The following is a 14,429-nucleotide window of genomic DNA, read 5'->3' on the forward strand; positions in this document are numbered from 1 at the left end:
ACCGTGAGATGAATCGCTAGTTGGAGGAAACTTGTTTCCCTGCTTGCTCAATTTTTGTTACTGATTGATAGGTAGGGTAACAGTAACGGTTGTGCCGATGCCGACTTCACTCTCAATTTGGATTTGACCGCCATGTAAGTCCACATATTTTTTGACAATGGCGAGTCCTAATCCAGTGCCACCAATAGTACTAATATTACTCCCCCGATAAAACGATTCAAATAATCGGGATTGGTCTATGGACGGAATGCCAATTCCTTCATCTTGAATCTGGACGGTTACCTTATCTGAGTGACAGCCTAACTGGAAAGTAATCGTGCCTCCTTTGGGGGAATATTTGACAGCATTGGAGAGCAAGTGATTTAATGATTTCCGTAACATAGCCTCGTCGAATAACCCTTTGATGGGAGATTCTGCAATAAACACCTTGAGGGTATATCGCGGATCTAGATTACTTTGGAATTCCTCGATTAGGTCATGACATAAATCTGCCACCTCCAGGGAAATAGGATTAAACTTCATTTGTCCTGCTTCCGATTGACCAATCAGAATCACATCATTTAGGAGTTGGGTAATATGTTCAACACACAAGCCAATTTTTTGGAAATGTTTTAGCTTTTTGTCCTCGGTTAATTTTTTATCATAGAGTTTCAATAATTCGCTAGAGGATTGAATTGTGGTTAGGGGAGTCCGGAATTCATGGGAAATGGTGGTAATGATGTGAGATTTCAATTCACCCAGTTCTTTCTCTTTCTCTAAGGCTTGGCGAATCATCGTCTCGCTGCGCTGGCGTTCAATTATTTCCGTTTCTAGCCGGATTTTTTCTTTTTCTAATGCAGCGGCATAGATCCGTTCTGTGATATCATGCAAAATACCAGAAAGACCTGTAAATTTGCCGTTAGTAACCTGTGAGGCATGGGCATGAATTTCTAGCCAACGAGTTGCTCCGGTTTTGGTGACGTACCGAATCTCTCGTTGAAAACCAACGTTTGCCCCGGTTAGGATAGATTGCCATAATTCTTTCTGGAGTTGGCAATCGTCAGGATGAACACACTCAAGAAAAGGCGTTCCTAAGGTTTCTTCTAGAGTAAACCCCATCAACTTTGTCCAAGCCGGACTGAGAAATTCCCAGTTACCATTGGGGTCAATTTGAAAAATAACTTCTTTAACATTTTCTACGACGGATCGATATTGTTGTTCGCTGCGTCGCAGTGCTTTTTCTGCCCAACTTGCGGCGAGGAGACGACGAATACGTTGGAGTAAGACGGGGACATGCAAGGGTTTAGTCACATAATCGATCGCGCCAGCAGCAAATGCTGAATCAATGGACTTTTGATCCTCAAGCCCGGTAATCATCAGTACAGGGATACCCAGCAACGCGCGATCGCTCTTTTGTTCGGGAGTCTGTGTAAAGGTTTGCAGGTTTTGGCAACAGATGAAACCATCCATCACCGGCATCAACGCATCTAACAGCACCATATCCGGCTGGTACTGCTGATACGCCGCTAAACATTTCTCCCCATTTTCTGCCTCGATCACCTGATATCCCTCTTTTTCCAGCAGTTGACGTAACATCACTCGTGTGAAGCGATCGTCATCAGCAACGAGGATCACTGGCGATTTTTGAGGATCATTCCCTGTTGCGGTTAACATCCTTGGACTCCTATTTAGCACACAGACAAATCTGGACTCAGTATTCCCAAGAATGGTGAACCGATCACATTAGGGGAGATGGGGAAGATGAGGGAGAGTGTGTAGGGGCGGGTTTCACTACTATCTTTTTGGTTACACCCAGATGTAACTAAACCCGCCCCGACTTTACAAATGACGAAAGATAACTAACCCTTAATAATCGCTTCACCGCGTTGGTAAAGTTCACGGGCATAATCTGTCCACATTCCTTGTCCCCAATAGCGAAAACAACTGGTCTCCAGTAACAACGTATACAATAACGCTTGCTGATAATCACTTCGCTGCGTCACCGAGGAATCTTGCTGCACTAAGGGGTCATACTTCAGATGAAACGCGGCACTGAGTTGATTCATGGGTTCTAAGACATTTTCATACCCTTTCACCCAACTTAAATCATTTGTCCATGATGCCCCATCAACATGGAATTGATCATCCGTGGCTGTTAAGTCTGCGATCGCACTCGCTACGGCATCCGGTGTAATATTATCTAGATCGACTCGTTGCCAAATTTTATGTTGACCAACGGCTTGACAAGGAGGATACTCTTCTGGATTAACACCTGCTGCTTCTAGTAATTCTAAATACTCTGTCCCATTCATCGGCACGACACCTGTTTTACCGCCCCCTTGGTCACGGATTTCATGGTAAATGCGAAACAAATCACGGGGATATTCGTTCATCATTACTCCCCCATTTTCTCCATCGGCAATTTGGGTGACTAAGGAGGGAATCGAATGATTGCCAATTGACTGCTTACCCCGCCCCTTTGCCTCAAAATAGGGCTGCATTTGTGCCACTAATTTGGTATCTGACCCTTGTGTTTTAACCAAAATTGTGATAGAAATTGTTTCCCCCTGAGAATTGCGAGCCACTAAACGATTGGGGACATATTTCTGATCCTGCGATAATCCCGAACCATCCAGATTTTCCAGAGAATGTTCCTGTACCATTAACCAGCGATAGCCACAGTCTTTCAACGCTTTGATGTATTCATACAAAGTATCAGGATGATTGGGTAAATGCATCTCTGGTGGTGAGAAGCCTTTGACTCGCTTCAGCGCATCGTAACCAAACATAGCGGCAAAATGATGTTGCCATGCCTGAATATGCAGTTTAATATCAGGAATTGGGGTCGAGGGAACAACTGCATGACTCCACATCGTTCCCAGCCATTCCACATAAGGCTGATAAGTGCGATCGCAGGTAATCCGCTTAAGATTGTTGAGGATATCCTCCCGCCCCATTTGCTGGAATCCCCACAACAAATTCCCCGAATAATCCAGCATAATCCGAGGATTGCACCCCTCAGCTACCAGTTGAGGAATAAAATCACCCATACGACGATAACACCCGGCGAAGGGTTCGGCATTATGGTTATCCCCTTCTTGGGGATGTTCAAACATGTATTGGAGATTGCTAATCAATTCACCATTCGCCCCTGCTGGAACCGTGGGTTGGTGCAGATGTAAGGCGCAAGCGAATCCTGAAGTGATATCCTCGAAGCGCAGATTGGTTGTCGGTAAAAATACAGGTTCGTCTTGTTGTACCACTTCCCGAATGTTTTCTTCCCACCCGCAAATATTTGGTAATCCTTCTCGTAATTCCGCTAAAGCGGGTTGATTCGGGGTTGAGGTTACTGCACTCATGATCCTTTCCTCGATGATTGTGCTATTGCTAGCATACACAATTCGTCATTCGTCATTCGTCATTCGTTTATGTCATTTGTCATTTGTTCTTGGTAAGGGTTTGAGGATTATTGATACAAGTTAATATATTTAGGGTGAATGGCACGCTCAATAAGCAGTTTTGGCTTACCGAAATCCTTAATTTATCATAGGGTTAGTTTCGACTTGGCTCAACCCACCATCATACCAGTAGTGCGTTTAGCGAAGCCATGCCGCAGGCTTTGCATCTTGCTCGCTACTAATACCCAATTTAAATGCATGACAGCTTACCAGTCAGTGACATTCTATCTAGGTTTATTTCCAACAACTGACGAATCAGGCAGAGGGTAGTAAGGTAGAGATTAATCAGCTAGTTTCTGTGGTGACATACCTAGAAATCGACGAATTAGGTTAACGATTTCCAACTTTTGCTGTAGGGTTTTTCCTTCCGATTTAATAGACAACTGTTTCCCTGATTTAAAAATAATCGCGATTTGATAGTTACTTGTCTGAGCCTGATTCCAGCTTGTCGATTTGAGTTGCACCTGGAAGATATCACTCAGGGGATACAACGTGACTTGAGTTTTAAATAATCCTCGGCGTTTAATCAAGAGACTGTTTGTCTCTTTGTCAAAGTGATAGATAAAAATACGTCCTGCACAAACCAGTAATAGAATACCCGCCACTAGATTAAAAGCGAATAAGGCATACAAGCCTAACATATAAACAATCCAAGGTAGGACTAAGCTGACGAGAACAATGAGTAAAGGAACGCTAAACACTAAGCATCCAGAGAGTTGCCAAATAAAATAGGGGCGATGTCGAAGTTTCAGTTGGGTGGGGGTTTTTTCCAAAATAACCATAGTTCAATCCGTCATAAGGGTTTAGTCCAAATGTAGGGGCACCATCCTTGCCATCCGTGTCAACTTAAGGTAGAAAACCAATGCTGACGAGGTTTTAAGCTGTGTCTATTTACTGCTTGACATTTCCCCCTCATCCCCTAACCCCTTCTCCCACCGTGGGGAGAAGGGGGATCGGATGCTCTTGCTCCCCTCTCCCGTGCCATAAAAGCGAAGCATCCTCTGTCCTCCCCCCTGCCAAAAAAGCGAAGCATCATCTGTCCTCCCCCCTGCCACAAAAACGAAGTATCCTCTGTCATCCCCCCTCTTGTAGGGGGGAACGAGGGGGGTCGGAGAGGGGCTGGCGTGGGTGAGGGGTTGAGCTTAAGTTGACACGGATGAAGGCTTGCGCCCTTATCTAAATACTTCATTAATGTAAGCAACCCTAAATTAACGAAGCAGTTGCAGAATTGTTCAACTTATTCCTATCTGAGTAAGATTGTCCCTTCACCGCAAACCAGTTCACCCTTTTGATAGGTAGGTACTACAGGTTTAATTGAACCCGGTGTATCCGCTTCACATAGAATAGCAACTGTAGTTATTTCATCCGATGCAGCATCAGCATCAACGTCAGTTGCGGGAACAACAAAAACTGCACCGACATAACTAGGAACTTGGTCATGACGAGATATGGCATAGTTAAATGCAGCTTTGCCTGTTGTCTGTGTTGAGTAGGTGTAGCTTTCTGTTTCAGCCTGAATCCCCAAACCTAGATCATGAATGTTACGGCTAAAGCTTTGTTCAGTTAAATAGTAGGCTTGCTGGGCGCGGTTCATAGAACCTACGTAGGTTCTACCTTCTGATTCTTTGGTTTTATTGGCTTGATTCAAAAACACTTGATTCAAAAACATAGGTGCAAGGATGTAAATAAATCCGGCTATCAGTAACATCAATCCTAGAAAGCATCCTACGCCAGTTGCATCTGTTGCGGTTTTCCTGCCCATAAGATTATGATTTAACTCTACACCTTGATTAAATCAGGTAAGGTTTTGAGATTCTGACTGAGAACTCATCGACTTCTCATCGACTTTATTTTAACCCCTCACCCCCAGCCCCTCTCCCACGCACGGGAGAGGGGAGCAAGAGAATAATCTATCCTTCATCTAAGGAAACCTTGACCCTATATTCGGTTGAATTTATTGGCGTCTATCCATGAAATAAACAACCGACACCTGCAAGCTGGGGGAGAGAAGGAAATACTATCGCCAAGGTGAGAGTTGGGGAAGATTGGTAAAATAGTCGTTAGAGTAGGCTCGAAAACCATGACTCCAATTAGCGCAACATTAACACCAGAACAACGAGAAGCTGTGATGCAAGCGGTAGCGACGATTAAAACCAACTTACCCTTCTTAGTCGATTTGAGTCCAGAGGAACGCAAAGCATTACCTAAGATGGGGGATAAGAGTCAAGCCTTTGTCAGTAAAGCGTTAGAGGTGGCGACACAGAATCCCGACTTCTTACCCAGATCCTTTGATATCGAGGAATTTCGCAAGGATGTACAATTGTCGGAAACATTGTATCCCCTGTTGCTGGCGATCGCACAATTACACGAATTACTCGATGATACCTATTTGGCGGTGGGTAGTGAAGCCTATACTGCTGCATTGCAGGTGTATAGATATGCTAAAGCCAGTGGGAATGTCGGTGGATTGGATACCCTCGTCGAGGAAATGGGACAACGGTTTGCCCAAAAATCGCGCAAGTCTAACCATGGAGACACTCCCACGCCAGAACCATCCTAAATGTTGACCCTCAAATCTCGGTTATTTGAGTCTTTTACTCGGTGTTTCGAGTTCCGAAGGGGAATGTTCCCGTTCCGAAGGGGAATGTTCCCGTTCCGAAGGAGGATGTTCCTGTTCCGAAGGAGGATGTTCCTGTTCCGAAGGAGGATGTTCCTGTTCCGAAGTCGAAATGCCGTGTTTCGAGGTCAAAATGCCCTGTTCCCATACCCTGTAGAGACGCGCCATGGCGCGTCTCTACATTATGACACTGTAACAATTCCCCTAAACCCATCATGACAAACGAATCTGGACTCCCCATCAGCCAGCCGACTCCGGTATTGAAGAAATCCATTAAAATTAACTTCACCGATTTCTCAAAAGCTGTAGGAAAAGGAGGGATTGATGTCCTGTTTGGCAAATGGGATAGTCTAGCTGGAAACGCCGTTGACGTTCTATCCGCCCTAGGTTTAGCCGCTAATGCCAAAGAAATAGCCTGGTTACTCATTTACCGTTCTTTGCTCCAGGCAATGAAAAATTTAATTGATGAGAAAACCGAACTCGACCCCAATCATATTAATATTAAAGCCTTACACCAAGAAATTAACCAGGCATTAGCCACTAGCAGTTTAACCCTTAACCATAATTTTTTTAAACATCCCGATAAAGACCCGATTATTGCCGCCATCAAACCCACCTTTGTAAGTTGGTTAAAGCAATGTCAAGTCAGCGAAGCTGATGCTATCGCCATTAGCGATAGACTCCCCATCTACTTTGCCGCCGCACTCCATCACGAGTGGGGAAATCAGGCAAAAGACTATGCCGTACTGAAAGAAAGGCTCGATACTCCCTTCACCCAAGCCAATCAACGCATTCAGGCATGGTTCAAATATGAAACTTGGCTACAAAAACAAGTGGAAGAACCAATGTTTTTAGAAGCCTTTAGCCTCAAGCGCGTCTATGTGCCGCTACGGGCGTACTATAAGCGTAAAGTTGAAGGACAAAATCCGGAAGAATTAGACCCAAGACTGGCAAGTCGTGATAAATTTGAGCGCGTCGTCATTGAGTTAGACAAAGAACTCAAAACCTGGCTGAATCAAGCCAAAAAAGATGATGCCATTCGCTTAATTAGTGGCAGTCCCGGTAGTGGCAAATCCTCCTTTGCTAAAATGTTTGCCGCCAACCTAGCAGAAACAGATAAGATTCCAGTTTTATTGATTCCTCTGCATCATTTTAATCCCGCCGATGATTTAATTGATGCTGTGGGTAAATTCGTCCATACAGACGGCATTTTGCACAATCCCCTAGCCGCCGACTGTCGCGAATCTCGCCTCTTAATTATTTTTGATGGACTGGATGAGTTAGCCATGCAGGGGAAAATTGCCGAGAAAATCGCCCAAGATTTTGTCCGAGAAGTCCAGCGCACCGTTGACCGATTAAACCAGCGAGAACTCTGCTTACAGGTACTGATTGCCGGACGAGAATTGGCAATGCAGGCAAATGAAACCGACTTTCGCAAAGAGGGACAAATCTTGCACGTTTTACCCTACTTTATCCCTGAAAATAAGCGAAAAAATTATGTTGATGAGAACCAGCTACTAGAACAAGACCAGCGCCAGAATTGGTGGCAAAATTATGGTACAGTCAGTGGTTATGGCTATACGGGTTTACCCAATGAATTAGACCAGGGTAATTTAACTGAAATTACTGCTCAACCCTTGCTCAATTATCTAGTGGCTCTCAGTTTAAGACGGGGAAAACTAACCTTTTCCAAAGACACTAACTTAAATGCCATTTATAATGACTTACTCAAAGCCATTTATGAGCGAGGGTGGGCAGGACATCAACATAGAGCGATTCAGGGAATTGAGGAAAGAGATTTTATTCGGATTCTCGAAGAAATTGCCCTGGCTGCTTGGCATGGGAATGGGCGGACAACTACCGTGCGAGACATTGAAAACCATTGTGACAATAGCAACCTTAAAAATCTGCTCAAGCGATTTCAAGAAGGCTTTCAAGATGATGCGAAAGCCAGCATTACTCGTTTAATGACGGCGTTCTATTTCCGTCAAAGTGGACATAATGATTCCGGTGACAAAACCTTTGAATTTACCCACAAAAGTTTTGGCGAATATTTAACCGCCAGACGCATTGTCCAGGAAGTGCGGTATATTCACTGCAAATTAGAAGCCCGCGATGATGATCCTTATGAAGATTGGGATGAACGTCGAGCGTTACATCGCTGGGCGTTAGTCTGTGGTTCTACAGCAATGGATGAGTATTTGTTTCAGTTTGTTTTAGATGAAATGCGGCTGCATTATCAAAAGAAGCCAGAGGATGTGGCAAAGTGGCAGGATACTCTGTGTGATCTGATTAGTTTCATGTTGAAGCACGGAATGCCTATGGAGAGGCTAGAACCTCGTCCTAATTTTCAGGAAGAAAACCGACAAGCACGGAATGCGGAGGAAGCTTTGTTAGCGGTTCTTAATAGTTGTGCGCGTTTGACTGAGAAATTGTCGGAGATTAAATGGCATTCTGAGGATGCTTTTGGTAATTGGATTTCTCGGCTGCATGGACAACGAATTGATAAAGATGTGTTTTGCTTAAGTTGTTTAAGCTTTTTAGACTTGCGAGGTTGCGTGCTTGTCTTCAAAGATTTCTACTGGGCGAATTTTGAAGGGGCGAATTTTGAAGGGGCGAATCTTGAAGAGGCGAATCTTAAAAGGGCGAATCTTTTTGAGGCGAATCTTTTTGAGGCGAATCTTTTTGAGGCGAATTTTGAAGGGGCGAATCTTGAACGGGCGAATCTTAAAAGGGCGAATCTTGAAGGGGCGAATCTTGAAGAGGCGAATCTTAAAGGGGCGAATCTTGAAGAGGCGAATCTTGAAGAGGCGAATTTTGAAGGGGCGAATCTTAAAAGGGCGACTCTTTTTGAGGCGAATCTTGAATGGGCGAATCTTAAAAGGGCGAATCTTTTTGAGGCGAATCTTTTTGATGCGAATTTTGAAGGGGCGAATCTTGAAGGAGCGCATCTTAAAGGGGCGAATCTTAAAAGGGCGAATCTTAAAAGGGCGAATCTTAAAAGGGCGAATCTTTTTGAGGCGAATTTTGAAGGGGCGAATTTTGAAGGGGCGACTCTTGAATGGGCGAATCTTTTTGAGGCGAATCTTAAGGGAACAATCCTTGAGGGCAAAGTACCGATTAGCTCTCCAGAAACCGAGCAAACTTTGTAGGTTGGGTTGAGGAATGTAGGTGAAGCCTTCTCGGAGAGAGAAACCTGAGTCGGGGCGGGTTTAGTTACATCGGGGTGTCACCGAGAAGATAGTAGTAAAACCCGCCCCTACACAATTCACTCTTGAGAGGTAACGCTGTGAAAAGAACTGAAAATGTAGAGCGATGGGAAGTTCCGAGACAATTAGAACAGAAGATGATAGAAATTGCCCGTCAGTTTCGCAAGAAACCAACGCCGAGTGAGGCAATTTTATGGCAAGCCTTAAGGAAAAAGCAGCTAGAGGGGCGAAAGTTTCGGCGTCAGCAACCCATCGGGCGATTTATCGTTGATTTTTTCTGTGCATCTGAGCAGTTGATTGTCGAGGTTGATGGTGGAATTCATGAGTCTCAGAAAGATTTGGATGAGCAACGACAGCAACTTTTGGAGTCTTTAGGGTTACGATTTGTCAGAGTTAGTAGTGAGGAGGTGGAGAGGAATTTGCCAGAGGTTTTGAGTCGAATTCGCGGGGAGTTTGGACACCCTCATCCCCCATTGGTGTCAAGTTAAGGGGGTGTCTGTGTACTTCTTGGCATTTTCCCCCTCATCCCCTAACCCCTTCTCCCACCCAGGGGAGAAGGGGAACCGGATAGTGCATCAATTTATCCCTCTTTTATTAAGATAAAATAGAACTAAAAATAACCTTGCTATTCTCTATTATTCACTGAAAATACATAACCTAAATTCCCCTGTATTCTCCCCTCTCCCCTTGTGGGAGAGGGGCTGGGGGAGAGGGGTTAAGATTAAGTAAACGGATGGATAACAAAGGATGCAAGAGCTTGGGTTTCATGGGGAGAAGGGGAACCGGATAGTGCATCGATTTATTCTTCTTTTGTCAAGATAAAATAGAACTAAAAATAATCTTGATTTGCTCTGTTATTAATTGAAAATACATGACCTAAAGTCACTTTTATTCTCCCCTACTGTGTCTATCTACTTCTTGGCATTTCCCCCCTCATCCCCTAACCCCTTCTCCCACCCAGGGGAGAAGGGGAACCGGATAGGGCATCAATTTTTTCTTCTTTTGTCAAGATAAAATAGAACTAAAAATAACCTTACTATTCTCTATTATTTACGGAAAATACATAACCTAAATTCCCCTGTATTCTCCCCTCTCCCCTTGTGGGAGAGGGGCTGGGGGAGAGGGGTTAAGATTAAGTATACGGATGGAAGACAAAGGATACAATAGCTTGGGTTTCATGGGGAGAAGGGGGAACCGGATAGTGCATCAATTTCCTCTTCTTTTGTCAAGATAAAATAGAACTAAGAATAGCCTTGCTATTCTCTATTATTCACGGAAAATACACAACCTAAAGTCACCTTTATTATTCCCTGCTGTGTCTATCTACTCCTTGGCATTTTCCCCCTCATCCCCTAACCCCTTCTCCCACCCAGGGGAGAAGGGGAACCGGATAGTGCATCAATTTATCCCTCTTTTGTTAAGATAAAATGAAACTAAAAATAACCTTGCTATTCTCTATTATTTACGGAAAATACATAACCTAAAGTCACTTTTATTCTCCCCTACTGTGTCTATCTACTCCTTGGCATTTCCCCCCTCATCCCCTAACCCCTTCTCCCACCCAGGGGAGAAGGGGAACCGGATAGTGCATCAATTTCTTCTTCTCCTATCAAGATAAAATAGAACTAAGAATAGCCTTGCTATTCTCTATTATTTACGGAAAATACATAACCTAAATCCCCCTGTATTCTCCCCTCTCCCCTGGGTGGGAGAGGGGCTGGGGGAGAGGGGTTAAGATTAAGTAAACGGATGGAGGACAAAGGATACAATAGCTTGGGTTTCATGGGGAGAAGGGGAACCGGATAGTGCATCAATTTCTTCTTCTTTTATCAAGATAAAATAGAACTCAAAATAGCCTTGCTATTCTCTATTATTTACGGAAAATACATAACCTAAATTCCCCTGTATTCTCCCCTCTCCCCTGGGTGGGAGAGGGGCTGGGGGAGAGGGGTGAAGTCAAGTAAACGGATGGAGAACAAAGGATGCAAGAGCTTGGGTTTCAGGGGGAGAAGGGGAACCGGACAGGGCATCAATTTCTTCTTCTCCTATCAAGATAAAATAGAACTAAGAATAGCCTTGCTATTCTCTATTATTCATTGATAATACATGACCTAAATTCCCCTGTATTCTCCCCTCTCCCCTGGGTGGGAGAGGGGCTGGGGGAGAGGGGTTAAGATTAAGTAAACAGATGGAGAACAAAGGATGCAATAGCTTGGGTTTCATGGCGAGAAGGGGAACCGGATAGTGCATCAATTTCCTCTTCTTTTGTCAAGATAAAATAGAACTAAAAATAATCTTGCTATTCTCTATTATTTACGGAAAATACATAACCTAAATTCCCCTGTATTCTCCCCTCTCCCCTGGGTGGGAGAGGGGCTGGGGGAGAGGGGTTAAGATTAAGTAAGTAGTAGGCACTTTAGTGCCAGAAGCGCTAAAGCGCTTACTACAAACTCTAAAGTCAGTGGCATTCGTTTTAAGTTAACCGATTTTCCAGACGCTGAAACCAACGCGATCGCACAATTCCAATCCCTACCCCAATCGGTAACACTAGCAATAGTCCAAACACTTCCAGCGCGGCGATTCCCTGACTGGCAACTTGACTAATATCCCCACGGCGCTGATGTAATAAAACGATGAGTAACACCACCAATATTCCGATTAATCCCGCCTCTTTTCCAGACACTTTACCCAATCCGGTTACAGTTAGCGGACGACGTAACCATTGAACCAGCCAAACCCCGACTTTTTCCACCCCGGTTAAAATAATACCCGGTTGGATTAACTCACATCCGATGATGAGGAGAAAGAACCAACTCGGTTGTAACTTAAACGTGTACGCATCTAAAACAGCCACTTTCATGGCGATGCCATAGTTATAAAAAATAAAGATAATCCATTGTAGTAAAAATTGGGGGAGTTTGAGCCATGATAAGGGATGATGCCACAATTCAACCGCACCCCGGAGTAAACCCGATAAGCAGAAAGCAGCTAACCCTAAACCGAAATACAATCCGGTAATTCGTACCGCTTGGTTAATCTTTCCGGGATGACGCAAACCATAATTACTCACCAATTGCAGGAGGCTACATAATACGAAAAGATTACTCGTTCCGGCTATCCAGCATATTAGGATAACAATCCCCCAAACTCCAGTTACACTGTATCGAATTCTTACTTTTGGGGATTTGGAGAAACCTCTCTCCAAACCTCTCTCCTGCAAGGAGAGAGGCTTTGAATTCTGCCAACGCAGAACTAGCCAAACACTTCCGACAATACTGCCGCTAACTGTACCAATTCCGCCAACAATAAACCAGGGAACAATTAAAGGTTTCTCTTGAAGCGGCAGATCAAAAGCCTGTTGTGTCCAGTGAATCACTTGACGGATTAACTTTGGGTCGTAAGGTGCAGTAAAATGATCCGTGGTATCAGAGATAACTAACCGACGCGCGGTTCCGTTCTCAAAATTATTACAAATCCCATCCGGACAAACCGTTTGCCACATTTGGCGCAACTCTGACGGCGGATTCAGTTGTTCGTATAAGCCAACACCCAGAAAGAGATTCTTGGGAATGGTGGGCGTGGCAAATCCACTGATACTCAGGACAACTGTGGCTTGTATTTGAGACTCAAGTTCAGCTAATTTTAATGCAGTGGTTCCCCCCATGGAATGACCTGCAATGCCAATACGTTTAGAATCAAACTGGGAGGAATGCGATACATCCTCGGACACGCTTCGCGATCGCACAAACTCTAAGACGGCTTTCGCATCAGCAACGGTACTGGTTTCTAGGCTATTAATCGATTTATTTTGCATCCCCAAAGAATAGGATTCTCCATAGCCGCCAAAGTCAAAAGCAATGGCTGCAATTCCATGTCTGGCTAACTCTATCGCTAAAGGCGTCATGCTTTCTTTACTCGCATTCACCCCATGACATAAAATCATCACGGGTTGGGGTTTCGGTGTCGTTTTAGGCGTATAAATGCGAGTGATTAAATTCTGTTTAGCGTTGATCGGAATCGCGACGGATTTAGATTCAATACCGAAAGTTAGCTGAAAACCTGTCCATAGCAGAACTCCCACACAAAAGAGGAATAAACTTAATCCTAAACTCCGGTAATAACGCTGATTCATCCCATTCCATCTCAACGACTGACTAACAAACTATCTTCCTGACGAGACGCACGCGATCGCACTCGTTGTTCGCTGTTTATATCGGCTGACTGAACTAGGAGTTCAAACCCGAATACCAGCAAGATCAGCAGTAAACCAATATAATAATGATGTTCATTCATTGTCCTTCATCCCGACTACCGTCTGATTCATGTAAGCAAGGGATAATCGTCAGTTGACATCCTGGATATCAATGTCTGGGGAATGCCAGTTAAATCCTGTAGTAGAATTGGCATCACCGAGGGATGTACTCACCCGCAGAAATTTTGGTAACGCGATCGCGCCACTTATCCCCAATACCGCCAAGAGAATCACCACACCCACAATTCCGACGAATCGCTGCGGCGATTTCGATGTCGCGGGAATAAACTCAACGAAAGGAATCGATTCCGGGTTAGTCAGTGATACATCTTGCAGATTTCCATCCAGTTGCTTTTCATCTAGAGCGTATGTACTATTGAACACCTGGAGACGCGATAAGCGGGTTGGGGATTCATCAGTGTATTTTTGATAATGCATTATTAGTCTCCTTCTCTCAGATGAACCGTTTCGCGATCGCGTTCCGGGAATCAATAGCCGAATACATCCTGTCTATGTTTTTGTTGTAATCGGAGAATAGAGAGAGTAGTGGCTTTGTGTAGGGACATTCACAGATGTGCATTAGAATCTAGAGGATAATCGATTTGACTCAACATCCTCATTCAAACGGGTGGTTATCGGAGTTTATGACTGAAAACTTTGAGAACTCATCGGCTTCTCATCGAGATGCAGATATAGCGCTACGCGCCAGGGAATAGGGAATAGGGAATAGGCAATAGGCAATAGGCAATAGGCAATAGGCAATAGGCAATAGGTAAGGTAGAGTTTTGAGTTATAGCAACCGCCATAGCGGTTAGGACACATCATTTATGTAGAGACGCGCCATGGCGCGTCTCTACAATGGTGCTTCCCCAGCTTCCCCAGCTTCCCCAGCTTTTCCTATCTACTATGTTTGA

General features: G+C 44.3%; 12 protein-coding genes. 3 read left to right on the top strand and 9 right to left on the bottom strand.

Translation table 11 applies throughout. The features are described from left to right. Positions 1 to 57: 57 nt before the first annotated feature. The 4 genes from MC7420_RS20335 to MC7420_RS20350 form a co-directional block, all read right to left on the bottom strand. Positions 58 to 1,653, bottom strand: coding sequence for a hybrid sensor histidine kinase/response regulator (locus MC7420_RS20335; protein ID WP_006102649.1), 1,596 nt, complete (start codon positions 1,651 to 1,653; stop codon positions 58 to 60). 185 nt (positions 1,654 to 1,838) lie between these two features. Beyond that, the gene (locus MC7420_RS20340) at positions 1,839 to 3,338 is read right to left on the bottom strand and encodes a hypothetical protein (protein WP_006102613.1); all 1,500 of its coding nucleotides are present in this window, start codon (positions 3,336 to 3,338) and stop codon (positions 1,839 to 1,841) included. A 380-nt stretch (positions 3,339 to 3,718) separates the two neighbouring features. Then, positions 3,719 to 4,219, bottom strand: coding sequence for a hypothetical protein (locus MC7420_RS20345; RefSeq protein WP_006102590.1), 501 nt, complete (start codon positions 4,217 to 4,219; stop codon positions 3,719 to 3,721). 461 nt (positions 4,220 to 4,680) lie between these two features. Then, positions 4,681 to 5,199, bottom strand: a complete 519-nt coding sequence (locus MC7420_RS20350; RefSeq protein WP_006102683.1) for a type IV pilin-like G/H family protein — start codon at positions 5,197 to 5,199, stop codon at positions 4,681 to 4,683. Between the two features lie 318 nt (positions 5,200 to 5,517). Between MC7420_RS20350 and MC7420_RS20355 the strand changes: the two genes are divergently transcribed. Next, a complete protein-coding gene (locus MC7420_RS20355) occupies positions 5,518 to 5,997 on the top strand; it encodes a hypothetical protein (RefSeq protein WP_006102615.1) in 480 nt (159 codons plus the stop codon). A 21-nt stretch (positions 5,998 to 6,018) separates the two neighbouring features. On the opposite strand, the gene MC7420_RS40040 is transcribed toward MC7420_RS20355, so the two are convergent. Then, positions 6,019 to 6,222 (bottom strand): hypothetical protein, encoded by a 204-nt coding sequence (locus MC7420_RS40040; protein ID WP_157453254.1) that lies wholly within the window; start codon positions 6,220 to 6,222, stop codon positions 6,019 to 6,021. 47 nt (positions 6,223 to 6,269) lie between these two features. On the opposite strand from MC7420_RS40040, the gene MC7420_RS20360 reads away from it, so the two are divergent. Together MC7420_RS20360 and MC7420_RS20365 are read left to right on the top strand one after the other, a co-directional pair. After that, positions 6,270 to 9,206: a pentapeptide repeat-containing protein gene (locus tag MC7420_RS20360; RefSeq protein WP_044208569.1), complete on the top strand. Its 2,937-nt coding sequence runs from the start codon at positions 6,270 to 6,272 to the stop codon at positions 9,204 to 9,206. Between the two features lie 137 nt (positions 9,207 to 9,343). After that, on the top strand, positions 9,344 to 9,751 hold the full coding sequence (locus MC7420_RS20365; RefSeq protein WP_232231748.1) for an endonuclease domain-containing protein: 408 nt from the start codon (positions 9,344 to 9,346) through the stop codon (positions 9,749 to 9,751). A 1,985-nt stretch (positions 9,752 to 11,736) separates the two neighbouring features. Here the strand turns inward: MC7420_RS20365 and MC7420_RS20370 are convergent. The 4 genes from MC7420_RS20370 to MC7420_RS41680 form a co-directional block, all read right to left on the bottom strand. Then, positions 11,737 to 13,395: an alpha/beta hydrolase gene (locus tag MC7420_RS20370; protein WP_006102644.1), complete on the bottom strand. Its 1,659-nt coding sequence runs from the start codon at positions 13,393 to 13,395 to the stop codon at positions 11,737 to 11,739. 11 nt (positions 13,396 to 13,406) lie between these two features. Beyond that, positions 13,407 to 13,556: a hypothetical protein gene (locus MC7420_RS40045; RefSeq protein ID WP_006102697.1), complete on the bottom strand. Its 150-nt coding sequence runs from the start codon at positions 13,554 to 13,556 to the stop codon at positions 13,407 to 13,409. Between the two features lie 49 nt (positions 13,557 to 13,605). After that, positions 13,606 to 13,953 carry a hypothetical protein gene (locus MC7420_RS20375; RefSeq protein ID WP_044208572.1) on the bottom strand — a complete coding sequence of 116 codons (348 nt, stop codon included), beginning with the start codon at positions 13,951 to 13,953 and terminating at the stop codon, positions 13,606 to 13,608. 204 nt (positions 13,954 to 14,157) lie between these two features. Further along, on the bottom strand, positions 14,158 to 14,340 hold the full coding sequence (locus tag MC7420_RS41680; RefSeq protein ID WP_198016511.1) for a hypothetical protein: 183 nt from the start codon (positions 14,338 to 14,340) through the stop codon (positions 14,158 to 14,160). Positions 14,341 to 14,429: the final 89 nt, after the last annotated feature.

It is taken from the genome of Coleofasciculus chthonoplastes PCC 7420 (assembly GCF_000155555.1).
Lineage (GTDB): Bacteria > Cyanobacteriota > Cyanobacteriia > Cyanobacteriales > Coleofasciculaceae > Coleofasciculus > Coleofasciculus chthonoplastes_A.

Coding starts and splice junctions, on each gene's coding strand:
- MC7420_RS20335 (WP_006102649.1), bottom strand. CDS start 1,653: ATGTTAACCGCAACAGGGAATGATCCTCAAAAATCGCCAGTGATCCTC.
- MC7420_RS20340 (WP_006102613.1), bottom strand. CDS start 3,338: ATGAGTGCAGTAACCTCAACCCCGAATCAACCCGCTTTAGCGGAATTA.
- MC7420_RS20345 (WP_006102590.1), bottom strand. CDS start 4,219: ATGGTTATTTTGGAAAAAACCCCCACCCAACTGAAACTTCGACATCGC.
- MC7420_RS20350 (WP_006102683.1), bottom strand. CDS start 5,199: ATGGGCAGGAAAACCGCAACAGATGCAACTGGCGTAGGATGCTTTCTA.
- MC7420_RS20355 (WP_006102615.1), top strand. CDS start 5,518: ATGACTCCAATTAGCGCAACATTAACACCAGAACAACGAGAAGCTGTG.
- MC7420_RS40040 (WP_157453254.1), bottom strand. CDS start 6,222: ATGGCGCGTCTCTACAGGGTATGGGAACAGGGCATTTTGACCTCGAAA.
- MC7420_RS20360 (WP_044208569.1), top strand. CDS start 6,270: ATGACAAACGAATCTGGACTCCCCATCAGCCAGCCGACTCCGGTATTG.
- MC7420_RS20370 (WP_006102644.1), bottom strand. CDS start 13,395: ATGAATCAGCGTTATTACCGGAGTTTAGGATTAAGTTTATTCCTCTTT.
- MC7420_RS40045 (WP_006102697.1), bottom strand. CDS start 13,556: ATGAATGAACATCATTATTATATTGGTTTACTGCTGATCTTGCTGGTA.
- MC7420_RS20375 (WP_044208572.1), bottom strand. CDS start 13,953: ATGCATTATCAAAAATACACTGATGAATCCCCAACCCGCTTATCGCGT.
- MC7420_RS41680 (WP_198016511.1), bottom strand. CDS start 14,340: ATGATGTGTCCTAACCGCTATGGCGGTTGCTATAACTCAAAACTCTAC.